The sequence below is a fragment of the Paenibacillus sp. FSL k6-2145 genome (assembly GCF_037976585.1).
Lineage (GTDB): Bacteria > Bacillota > Bacilli > Paenibacillales > Paenibacillaceae > Paenibacillus.
This window is the reverse complement of sequence record NZ_CP150267.1, coordinates 594,651-606,292: the sequence shown is the minus strand read 5'-3', so window position 1 is coordinate 606,292 and position 11,642 is coordinate 594,651. Positions and strand designations below refer to the sequence as shown.

12 protein-coding genes and 1 other annotated feature (1 of these 13 only partly in view) are annotated in these 11,642 nt (G+C 46.2%); all 12 genes read left to right on the top strand.

The features are described from left to right. Nucleotides 1-78: a sequence feature (ribosomal protein L21 leader region), on the top strand (it extends 7 nt beyond the left edge of the window). 14 nt (nt 79-92) lie between these two features. The 12 genes from rplU to NZ043_RS02650 all read left to right on the top strand — a co-directional run bounded on the left by rplU (nt 93) and on the right by NZ043_RS02650 (nt 11,190). Continuing rightward, nucleotides 93-404 (top strand): 50S ribosomal protein L21, encoded by a 312-nt coding sequence (gene rplU, locus NZ043_RS02705; RefSeq protein WP_091037543.1) that lies wholly within the window; start codon nt 93-95, stop codon nt 402-404. Between the two features lie 14 nt (nt 405-418). After that, entirely contained in the window at nt 419-748 is a 330-nt protein-coding gene (locus tag NZ043_RS02700) for a ribosomal-processing cysteine protease Prp (protein ID WP_339310541.1), read from the top strand. Between the two features lie 23 nt (nt 749-771). Continuing rightward, nucleotides 772-1,083: a 50S ribosomal protein L27 gene (gene rpmA, locus NZ043_RS02695; RefSeq protein ID WP_017692622.1), complete on the top strand. Its 312-nt coding sequence runs from the start codon at nt 772-774 to the stop codon at nt 1,081-1,083. A 90-nt stretch (nt 1,084-1,173) separates the two neighbouring features. Then, nucleotides 1,174-1,971 carry a Spo0B domain-containing protein gene (locus tag NZ043_RS02690; protein ID WP_235193928.1) on the top strand — a complete coding sequence of 266 codons (798 nt, stop codon included), beginning with the start codon at nt 1,174-1,176 and terminating at the stop codon, nt 1,969-1,971. A gap of 17 nt (nt 1,972-1,988) precedes the next feature. After that, nucleotides 1,989-3,299, top strand: coding sequence for a GTPase ObgE (gene obgE, locus NZ043_RS02685; RefSeq protein ID WP_076216952.1), 1,311 nt, complete (start codon nt 1,989-1,991; stop codon nt 3,297-3,299). A 228-nt stretch (nt 3,300-3,527) separates the two neighbouring features. Continuing rightward, complete coding sequence (locus NZ043_RS02680; RefSeq protein ID WP_017692625.1) at nt 3,528-3,965, top strand: ACT domain-containing protein; 438 nt, start codon at nt 3,528-3,530, stop codon at nt 3,963-3,965. A gap of 58 nt (nt 3,966-4,023) precedes the next feature. Then, nucleotides 4,024-5,310 (top strand): homoserine dehydrogenase, encoded by a 1,287-nt coding sequence (locus NZ043_RS02675; protein WP_133387123.1) that lies wholly within the window; start codon nt 4,024-4,026, stop codon nt 5,308-5,310. 115 nt (nt 5,311-5,425) lie between these two features. Beyond that, nucleotides 5,426-6,496 (top strand): threonine synthase, encoded by a 1,071-nt coding sequence (gene thrC, locus NZ043_RS02670; protein ID WP_036673546.1) that lies wholly within the window; start codon nt 5,426-5,428, stop codon nt 6,494-6,496. After that, nucleotides 6,493-7,461 (top strand): homoserine kinase, encoded by a 969-nt coding sequence (gene thrB / locus NZ043_RS02665; protein WP_339310538.1) that lies wholly within the window; start codon nt 6,493-6,495, stop codon nt 7,459-7,461. The genes thrC and thrB overlap by 4 nt, the downstream gene beginning before the upstream one ends. Next, nucleotides 7,458-8,330, top strand: coding sequence for a prephenate dehydratase (pheA, locus tag NZ043_RS02660; protein WP_339310536.1), 873 nt, complete (start codon nt 7,458-7,460; stop codon nt 8,328-8,330). The genes thrB and pheA overlap by 4 nt, the downstream gene beginning before the upstream one ends. Nucleotides 8,331-8,481: 151 nt before the next feature. Then, a complete protein-coding gene (ilvE, locus tag NZ043_RS02655) occupies nt 8,482-9,366 on the top strand; it encodes a branched-chain-amino-acid transaminase (protein ID WP_017692630.1) in 885 nt (294 codons plus the stop codon). A gap of 195 nt (nt 9,367-9,561) precedes the next feature. Further along, nucleotides 9,562-11,190, top strand: a complete 1,629-nt coding sequence (locus NZ043_RS02650; RefSeq protein ID WP_339310535.1) for a LysM domain-containing protein — start codon at nt 9,562-9,564, stop codon at nt 11,188-11,190. Nucleotides 11,191-11,642 lie beyond the last annotated feature (452 nt).

Here is an 11,642-nt window from a genome sequence, read left to right as displayed (position 1 = left end):
TGTAACCGCACTGGCCGGGTATAAGAACAGTTCCGCAAGGACACTGTCACCTGAGAACGGGCGAGTCTGAGACATGAGGAGGTGCAAGGCAAATGTACGCAATTATTGAAACAGGCGGCAAACAGTACAAAGTCCAAGAGGGCGATGTTCTGTTCATCGAGAAATTGACTGCGAACGATGGCGAAAGCGTAACGTTCGACCGTGTCCTGGCTGTATCTAACGATCAAGGTTTGACAGCAGGTACACCATTGATTTCCGGAGCTACTGTAACGGCTAAAGTGGAGAAACATGGCAAAGGACAAAAGGTTATCGTATACAAATACAAACCTAAAAAGAACTACCATGTGAAGCAAGGTCACCGTCAACCGTACACTAAAGTAACTATCGAAAAAATCAAAGCGTAAAGAAGGTGCGATAAGTGATTATCGTTCAAATCTTTCGTGATGAGGACGGGAACATCGAACGATTTTCCATCGAAGGGCATGCTAATTTTGCCAAGCGGGGAGAAGACATCGTATGTGCCGGGGTATCCGCTGTCACAGTGGGTACGGTGAACTCGATTGAAACATTGACCGGTGTCGAAATGGATGCCAAGATGAAGAATGGCTTTTTAAGTGGTTCTTTACCTTTGTTAGAGAGAGGGGAAACTTGGTCCCAGGTACAATTGTTACTCGAATCCATGGTGGTTATGCTCTCTAATATTGCAGAGTCATACGGGAAGTATATTAAAATACAGCAACTCAAATAAGCAAAGAAGGAGGACAACCAATCATGTTGAAATTAAATCTTCAGTTATTCGCATCGAAAAAAGGTGTAGGTTCCACGAAGAACGGACGTGACAGTAATGCTCAACGTCTGGGTGTTAAACGTGCTGATGGTCAAACTGTAACTGGTGGTAGCATTCTCGTTCGCCAACGCGGAACGAAAATTCACCCAGGAACTAACGTTGGCATCGGTAAAGATGACACTTTGTTCGCGAAAATCGACGGCGTTGTAAAATTCGAACGTTGGGGACGCGATCGCAAAAAAGTAAGCATCTATCCTGTTAATGTTGCTCCTGTAGCAGCAGCAGTAGAAGCGTAATATCGGCATTCCGCCTAAGGAGCCTTCGGCATTTTTGCCGAAGGTTTTTTGTATTCAACGGTTATTCGATAATGAACTGGCAGAAAAGACATGTTATACTTGGTTACGGTGGGTGTAGACCAACCGAGTTTTGTAGAACGGGGAGAAGCCATGAAATCTTGGAAAAGAGTGCCGTGGATTGCGGCATGTTCACTTCTGATTCCTTTGGTTTTCGTTATGTTGTATCCGGCGATGATCTCAAGCGTCGTGTGCGCATTGTGGTCCGTCGCAGTATTGCTCATTTCTGTGAATGCGATGAAGAAACAGGCGGAGGCGGAACGCAGAGCCATCATACAATCCATGGAAAAAACAGCAATTGCTTCATTAAATCATCATCGACACGACTGGATGAACGACCTTCAGGTGTTATATGGATATCTTCGGCTGGGCAAACTTGATAAATCCTTGCAATGTGTGGAAAGAATAAAAGAGCGGGTTACAGAAGAAAGCCGAATCTCCAGATTAGGCATTCCTTCCCTCGTATTTTATCTTCAGTCTTTTCGCGCCAGTGGAATTGCGCTGGACTTGCATGTGGAAATAGAAGATGAGTTGCAGCTTAGTGCTCTGGTCTCTCCCGAGGATGGCGAGTCACTTACCGGGGCGATTGCGGATGCAATCAGGGCCTATCAATATGGCGGCGGCCGGTCTTCTTGGGGAGAGGTTCGCAAACTGACCTTGAACTTCGGACAGGATCATGGAGATGTGGTTGTCCGACTGGATGGGGATCAAACACCCGATCCGGAAACACTGCGGCAGCTTACTGCCGTACTCAAAGGAAAAAAAGTCAGAACGGAGCAGTTTCCGTCTGAGGATACGTTTATACAATTCAGAATGCCGTGTGGAATATAGGAAGAAGGGGTTAACCAATGTTTGTAGATAAAGCGAAGATTTATGTAAAAGCCGGAGACGGAGGGGACGGAATTATTTCGTTCCGTCGTGAGAAGTATGTACCAAACGGCGGACCTGCCGGGGGCGATGGAGGCAGAGGAGCTGACATCATTTTCCGCGTGGATGAAGGTTTGCGTACATTGATGGATTTCCGTTACCAGCGTCACTTCAAGGCCCCACGTGGTGAGAAGGGACGTAATAAAAGTCAGCATGGTGCAAACGCGGAGAACATGATTGTGCGCATTCCACCAGGAACTATCATCTTGGATGAAGACAGTGGAGAAGTACTGGCGGATATGACACGTCACGGTCAACAGGTTGTTATTGCACGTGGTGGACGGGGCGGACGGGGTAACATCCGATTTGCTACACCGAACAATCCTGCACCTGAACTTGCTGAGAACGGTGAAGAAGGACAAGAGCGTTACATTGTACTCGAACTGAAAGTTATGGCAGATGTTGGTCTGGTTGGTTTCCCGAGTGTCGGAAAGTCCACATTGCTTTCTGTCGTTTCGTCAGCCAAGCCAAAGATCGGTGCATACCATTTCACAACCATTACACCGAATCTGGGTGTAGTCGGTGTAGGAGAAGGCCGAAGCTTCGTCATGGCCGATTTGCCTGGACTGATTGAAGGTGCGCATGAAGGGGTCGGACTGGGACATGAGTTCTTGCGTCATGTCGAGCGTACTCGTATTATTGTTCATGTCGTAGATATGTCGGGTTCGGAAGGGCGCGATCCTTTTGAAGACTGGCAGAAAATCAATGACGAATTGAAGTTGTACAATCCGCTTCTCGCCGAGAGAACACAAATTGTAGCAGCTAATAAGATGGATATGCCAGACTCTGAAGCGAACCTGGAGCAATTTTTACAGCAAGTTCGTGAAGTTCAACCTGATATTGAAGTGATGCCAATTTCATCCTTGACCCGGAAAGGGATTCAAGAACTTCTGTATCGTGCAGCTGATCTGCTGGATCAGGTTCCAGACGAGCGAGTGGTTGAAGAGGTAGCAGATGTATCTGAGCGTAAAGTATACAGTCTGGACAAAAAAGAAGACGATGGTTTCAAAATTGTGCGTGAGAATGAAATGTTCGTTGTCGAAAGTGCCAAGATTGACCGCATGATGAAACGGATGCAATTGAACTCACATGAAGCTATACTGAAGCTCGCACGTACACTTCGTTATATGGGTGTGGACGCTGAGTTGCGTAAGCGCGGAGCTGTAGAAGGCACCATCGTGCGTATTGGAGACTTTGAATTCGAATTTGTGGAAGGCAGCAGTTACTACTAAGTAGCCGTCTTCCGTGGAGAGACAGATCGATATAGGAACGCAGAGAAGTGGGAAGTTGACCCGCAACTCTGCGTTTTTTTGTTTTTTCCTGACATGAGAGAGGGATAAACTTGTATACTGTGAGGAACGTATTTCAAAAAATAGGCGTGTCATGTATTGCCCTTTTGTCATAGATCCTATATAATGTCCACTATATGAATACATGAGTCTTTGAGGAGAGGACGTTCTGTGAACGAACGCTATTACTTAGTACGGGAAGATATTTTACCAGAGGCTGTGGTGAAGACCATGCAGGTAAAAGAACTACTGGCTTCTGGTGATGTTAAAACAGTGCATGAGGCGGTTGAACAGGTCGGATTAAGCCGGAGTGCCTTTTACAAGTACAAGGATGGAATTCATCTGATCAACCAGCTTGAGCGCGAGAGAATTGTAACGATCTCCATTGATCTGGAGCATCAGTCGGGTATCTTGTCTCGTGTGCTTGGACATGTAGCTGGTTATGGAGCTAATGTACTCACGATTAATCAGAGTATCCCGCTTCAAGGAAGAGCCAATGTTGTCATTTCGGTGGAAACGACACATCTTCATGGCGAAATTGGTGAAATGCTGGATCGAATGCAAGATATGCCTGGCGTAAGACGTACACGTATTGTAGGCCAAGGGTAATTAGGCTTTAACATACAGGACTGACAGACAAGAATAGACATTAGGGGGTAGATCGTTAGTGAAACCAGTAAAAGTCGGATTGTTGGGTCTGGGAACTGTTGGAACGGGAGTCGTTCGCATTGTGGAAGGGAATCAGGAGGATCTGAGCAGTCAGGTTGGATCGCCGATTGTCATCGAGAAGATCGCAGTGAAAAATACAGAGAAAGAACGTGTTATTGCTGTAGACCGTGCCAAGCTTACGGAAGATCCTTGGGAAGTCATTCGTCATCCGGATATTGATGTCATCGTTGAAGTCATGGGCGGCATTGATCAGACGAAGGAGTATATTCTTGAAGCGTTGGAACGTGGGAAGCATATCGTAACAGCAAACAAAGATCTCATGGCACTGCATGGTACAGAGATTTTGGCGAAGGCACAGGAAAAACAATGTGACGTGTTCTATGAGGCGAGTGTTGCTGGAGGGATTCCGATCATTCGTACGCTGATTGAAGGTTTCTCTTCTGACCGGATTACTCGCATTATGGGGATTGTGAACGGAACAACGAACTTTATTCTGACCAAAATGAGTCAGGAAGGTGCATCCTATGAAGAAGTACTGGCTGAAGCACAGGCTCTGGGATACGCTGAATCCGATCCAACTTCCGATGTGGAGGGACTTGACGCAGCTCGCAAAATGGCGATCTTGAGTACACTCGGTTTCCGCACCAATGTGGAGTTGAAGGATGTAACCGTTAAAGGAATATCCTCCGTAACTCGTGAAGACATTATGTATGCCAAAAGACTGGGCTATGAGATGAAGTTACTTGGTATTGCGGACCGTATTGGCGATGAGATCACGATCAGCGTTCAGCCGACAATGGTTAGACAAAATCACCCGATTGCTTCAGTCAACGGTGTATTCAACGCAGTATATGTACACGGTGAAGCTGTAGGGGAGACGATGTTCTACGGTGCAGGTGCGGGAGAACTCCCAACGGCAACTTCGGTTGTAGCTGACATTGTGGCGGTTACCAAAAACCTTAAACTTGGCGTGAACGGTCTCAAGGCCATTGTGCCTTATAAGACAAAGCGACTGCAAAGCGACGAGCAAATCGTGTCGAAAAACTTTATTTTATTACACGTAGACGATAAAGCCGGTGTATTGGCACAAATCACACAAATTTTCGCAGAGTATGATGTCAGTCTGGCGTCGGTTGTTCAACAGCCGAATGAGCACAACCCGGATGCCGAGATCATTATCGTTACACATAATGCAAGCAAGGCAAGCATGGATAAGGTGTTAAAACATTTTGAATCACTCAGCGTCATTCGCCGCATTAAGAGTGTCTACCGGGTCGAAGGATAAATGTCACTATCCCATACGGCATCTCAATTATTTCAGTTATAACGTACAAGTTAATCATATCCGGTTCAACAGGTCATCATTTCAGATTATTAAAACATAAAGGAGATTACCCACAATGAGATATCAAGGACTTTTGCAAACGTACAGAGAGCACCTTCCGGTTAATGAAAATACACCCCTGCTTACGCTTCAGGAAGGAAATACACCGTTGATTCATGCAGAGAATCTGTCTGAGGAACTTGGCTTGAATGTTTACTTCAAATACGAAGGTTTGAACCCTACGGGATCTTTCAAAGACCGCGGTATGGTTATGGCTGTTGCCAAAGCTATGGAAGAGGGTAGCCGTACGATCATGTGTGCATCCACAGGTAATACATCAGCAGCTGCAGCAGCCTACGCCGCACGTGGTGGCCTCAATTGTATCGTACTAATCCCGAATAACAACATTGCACTGGGTAAACTGGCCCAAGCCATGATCTATGGAGCTAAGGTGATTGCGATCAATGGTAACTTTGACCGTGCACTGGAGATTGTGCGTGAGATCACAGCCAAACATCCGATCACGCTTGTAAACTCTGTGAATCCGTTCCGGATTGAAGGACAGAAGACAGCAGCGTTTGAAGTAATTGAACAACTTGGCGAAGCGCCTGACGTTCTGGCAATTCCAGTCGGCAATGCGGGGAATATCTCGGCGTATTGGAAAGGTTTCAAAGAATATAAAGAGGCAGGCAAGTCCAGCACACTTCCACGTATGGTTGGTTTCGAAGCAGAAGGTGCGATGGCCATTGTAAAAGGTGAGCCGATCCTTGAACCTGAAACAGTAGCAACAGCGATTCGAATCGGTAATCCGGCGAGCTGGAAAACGGCAGTAGCTGCAGCTGAGGAATCTGGTGGACAAATCAACTATGTAACGGATGAACAAATCCTGACAGCGTATCGTACGCTTGCTTCTCGGGAAGGAATTTTTGCTGAACCTGCTTCTGCGGCTTCCCTTGCCGGTGTATACAAACTGAAGAGTGAAGGGTACTTTAAAGGCGGAGAGACTGTAGTTTGTGTACTGACAGGTAATGGCCTGAAAGATCCTAATATTGCGATCAAAACAGTAGCGACTGAGCCACTTGTTGTTGAAGATACGGAAGAAGCAGTAATGGCGGCCATTGCACAGTTGGAGCAGCAATCTGTATGAGTTTGCGTGAAAAGGTAACCGTAAAAATACCTGCAAGCACAGCCAATCTCGGTCCGGGGTTTGACACCCTGGGCATGGCATTGTCTTTGTACGCCTGGTTGGAAATGAAACCTGCCGAGCAGACGACATTTCATCTTCACGGCGATCATTTGACAGGACTGCCTACGGATAAATCGAATTTGATCTATGAAGTCGCACAGATGGTATTTGATGAAGCTGGGGTATCCGTACCTGAATTGGAGATTTCCATGTATTCCGATATTCCGCTTACGCGGGGACTTGGGAGTAGTGCATCAGCCATCGTTGGTGCACTGGCGGCAGCGAATGCATTAATTGGTGCTCCTTTATCCGATGCGAAACTCCTGGATATGGCCACATCCCTCGAGAAGCATCCTGACAATGTGGGAGCATCTCTGTATGGCGGTATTATTACGGCTGCATGGAATGGTCAACAGGTAGATCATATACGTATTGAACCACACCAGGATTTGCAGGCTTTGGTTATTGTACCTGAATTCCAGCTGTCTACTTCAAAAGCTAGGAATGTGATTCCTGAGCAATTTGGCATGTCTGATGTGGTGCATAACATTAGCAGATCCTCACTGCTCGTTGCTGCTTTGGCGAGTGGGCGACTGGATATGATTCAGAAGGCGATGTCAGATCGAATTCACCAACCGTACCGGGCATCATTGGTGCCAGGCATGGCTGAAATATTGGAACATGCTGTCGATCATGGAGCGTTGGGAGCTGCTCTGAGCGGAGCCGGACCGACCGTATTGACTTTGGTGGATCGTCATGACACCCGAAAAGCGGAATTGGAACAATATTTGCTGGAGACCATGGAGCGGGAAGGCATATCTGCTTCTGCACTGTGGCTCGATCCGGATTTGGACGGTGTAACCGTACTGCCTGATCAAGACGAACGTCCTTTTTTGGACAGAATCAAAGGGGAAGTTAATGTATGAAACGAATTGCAGTATTACCTGAAGGCTCAGTTTCCCATGAAGCGATAGATTTCCTTTTCAACGGAGAACCATTAGATTTGCTTCATTCCAAGCTGATTTCGGACGTGTTTAGAGCAACGGATAGCGGGACTACACAATACAGTGTTATTCCGATTGAAAATACCATTGAGGGTTCCGTTAGTCTGCATATGGACTGGCTTGTGAATGAAGTCGACATTCCAATGCAAGCGGAGTGGGTATACCCATCCATCCAGAATGTCATTGGACATGGCTCGGAATTTAAGACGGAGAGCGGCGAGTATGATTTTAGTAAAATTACCAAGATCATGTCTCATCCTGTGGCTATTCCGCAGTGTCAGAATTTTATTCGGCTGCATTCGCCTGGGGCGAACCTTGAAGGTGTGAACAGTACAGCCGAAGCTGTAGAAATTGTGAAAAAAAATCCGGGTAAGGGCTGGGTAGCCATCGGTACGAAGCTTGCTGCTCAGAAGCATGGTCTGGACATTATGGCTGAACGGGTTACAGATCATGACAACAACTACACCCGTTTTGTGCTCATCGGCCATGAACCTGTGAACATTCCACGTGAACCGGATCATGTGAAAACCAGCTTGCTGGTGACGTTGCCAGAAGATGCACCGGGTGCGTTGCATCAGGTATTGTCGGCATTTGCCTGGCGGAAGCTGAATTTGACCCGACTTGAATCTCGTCCAACGAAGAAACAATTGGGCAGTTACTATTTCTACATTGACGTTGTGGAAACGGTGGATTCGGTATTGCTCACCGCAGCCATGGGGGAGATTGAGGCGTTGAATTGTCAGGTGCGCGTTCTTGGTAGCTATCCTTGTTATACATATCCTTCGAGGTAATCGACCTTTATGCTGGTTGTGATTGTTAGAAGGTTGTCATAATTCTGGGTAGAGTGAACAAGTAAGAGCTTGTCATTTTGGTGTACAATGGACGGGTTAATAAACGTTTCGGAGTACAGTGAATGGATATTTTATGGAGGTGCAGTCATCGGTGGCAGAACAATGGATCTATTTGGATGGTCAGTATGTGACCAAGGAGAACGCAACCGTTTCGGTATATGATCATGGATTTTTGTATGGAGACGGGATTTTCGAAGGTATTCGGATCTATAACGGAAATATTTTCAGATGTAAGGCCCACTTGGATCGTTTGTATGATTCGGCCAAATCCATCAGTTTGAACATCCCGCTGTCCATTGATGAGATGCTGGAAGTGATGGCTGAAACGGTGCGCCGCAATGATATGCGTAATGGTTATATTCGTCTTATTGTATCGCGTGGCCCTGGTAATCTGGGGTTGGATCCGTTACGTTGCCCTAAGGCATCCGTAATCATCATCGTGGAGCAATTGGCGATCTATCCGGAGGAAGCGTATCTTACTGGATTGAAAGCTGTGTCCGTATCCCAACGCCGGAACATTCCGGACGCATTGAATCCAAAAATTAAATCATTGAACTATCTGAATAACATCCTGGTTAAAATCCAGTCTAACTATTCAGGTGCTGGTGAAGCAATTATGCTGAACTCCCAAGGTTACGTAACTGAGGGTTCAAGTGATAACATCTTCATCATCAAAAATGGTGTAGTGTACACGCCGCCTTGTTATCTCGGAGCACTTGAAGGGATTACACGTCAAGCGATTATCGATCTATGTGGCGAACTGGAGCTTGAATTAAAAGAAGTGCCATTCACCCTGCATGATGTGTATATCGCAGACGAAGTCTTTTTCACCGGGACAGCTGCAGAAGTTATCGCTGCATATGAAGTCGATGGAAGAACAATTGGCACGGGAGTAGCAGGTCCGGTAACGCTGAGACTGCTGGAAGCATTCCGTCAGATTGTTGACAAAGATGGATATAAAGTGTGGGAATCTTAAGTTAGAATTGCATAGCATAGGGAACAGGAATCCTCCTTGTCCGATAAAATTCTGCATACCTAGTGTATGGGGATTTTAGAGACAGGAGGATTTTTTTTGTTTAGTTGATGTCATTAGCCCGGTTTCTGCATAGGATGTAGTAACGGTATGGGCGAATGTACTGCCCAAGTATGACGTCTAGGAGGTTAGTTCCCTGTGAAAATACACATGGTGAAAAAAGGCGACACATTATATCTGCTGTCCCAAAAATACAATGTAGCGCTGGACAAATTGATCGCGGCTAATCCGCAAATCACAAATCCCGACAAGCTGGATATTGGCATGAAGATCAAAATCCCTGCAGAGCCAGTAACACCGAAGCCGGAGGGTGTGCTCCACAGTCACAAGGTGCAGCAAGGAGATTCGTTATGGAAGTTGGCACAAGCCTGGGGAGTTCCTTTAAAAGATATGATCAATGCCAATCCACAGTTGAAAAATCCGAATGCTCTGCTGGTGGGGGAGACAGTTTATATTCCATCTATGCACGCACAAGGAAACAGCACATCTAATTCGGGTGCCGGCAACATTGCTGCTCAAGAAAAGGTGTCACCTGAAGGTAAGGAATACACGGGAGTCAAAGAACCGGAACCACCGGCGCCAGTTATGCCAACTCCTCCTGCTCCGGTAGCAGAGGTTCCAGTTCCTGCTCCTGCTCCTGCGCCACCACCAGCCAATACGGAGAAGCCGAATGTGAAGCCTGAACTGGAGGTACTGCCGCAGTTACCGGAGCTTCCTGAAGTGAAACCTGAAAAGGAAACGCACAAAAAAGAAGAGGTTAAACCCGAAGTTCATGTAAAACCGGTAGCAGAATCCAAGAAATACACAATGCCTAATCTTTCGCCTGAAATTATGCCTTTGCCTGTAATGCCTAATACTAAGTCTCCAACTGAGGTTGCACCGGCAACGAAAAAGCCTTGTGGTTGTGGTAATAAGTTGCATCATGCTCCAGCCGAGCACCCTTATGTTCAAATCCCGGTTCCTGTACAAGAGGTGTATGGTGCTCAGCAAGACATGTACACGGCAGGAGCGAGTAACAATGCGTCGTTTCCAGGGATTCCGGAAGTTAGTCCATATAGTGGCAGTGATCTGCCTAACAGTCCGTGGACTGGCGCGGAGCAGGGTTATAACCACAATAACGTTATGCCGAATCTGTCCGCAGAAATACAAAACAACTCATTTCCGATTGCGCCAGCTGGCGAAGTGAATAGTCCATTCCCAACGTATGCAGCACCTAGTCATATGAATCATCAGCCGCCTTTCATATCTCCATACTCAATGCTTCCGTACCCTCCATGCGGATGTGGCTCACATACACATATGCCTCAGTATACTTATCCTTCTCATGGTTATCAGGATCCGGCTTGGAATATGTATGGTCCTTCGTACGGTATGCCGCCTGAAATGTCCACATCAACGATGCCAAACCAGCCTATTGAGTATGCTTATCAGAATCCGTATCCTACTCAGAACATGGTTCCGCCGTCCCCGCTTGGAGCATTTGGTGAAATGTATCCTCCTCAAGAGCAAGGCAAGGGTGGTAAAAAAGGGGGGCGTGAAGACGCTAACTTAAGTCAGGTAGCAATTGAAGAGGTTGGATCAGATTCGGAAGGGAAGTCCAAACAAGCAGGGAATAAGCCGGCAGCTGCAAAACGCAGAACAAGCAAGGCTCCTCTGAAGAATAAATCCAAGGTATCCGTGTCCGGGAAAACATCCAGAGAGGGTGCAGCTACTTCCAACCAACGGAAATCCGATAAAAAGCGTCGTAATCCATGGATACAAAACTAACCTGGGGATTGCGATTAATGAATAAGTGAGGTATCTGTTATATCAGCGGGAAGCCAGCTCTGTAATAGAGAACTGGCTTCCCGCTTACCTGAGTGAACATTGAGTTGCACATAACGAAGATATAGTTGCTTAGGAAATGATAAAAAGCATTTTATTAAGAAGTTATTGTAAACCCTTTCATAAATGTGTTAAAATATTTGTACCCTATGAGCATGACCTAATATGATAGGAAAAGATAAGGTACGGATATGATAACTTTAGCTAATGCAAAACTACTGAAGAAAAGAAATGAAAAAAACTGTTGCATTACATTCCGCCGTATGATATATTATTTAAGTCGCCGCTGAAACACACGGCTGACACGGGAAACACAAGAAATAACGAAACAAGTTTGATCTTTGAAAACTGAACAACGAGTGAGTAAACATTCTGCTTGCAGAATGAACGCGAAA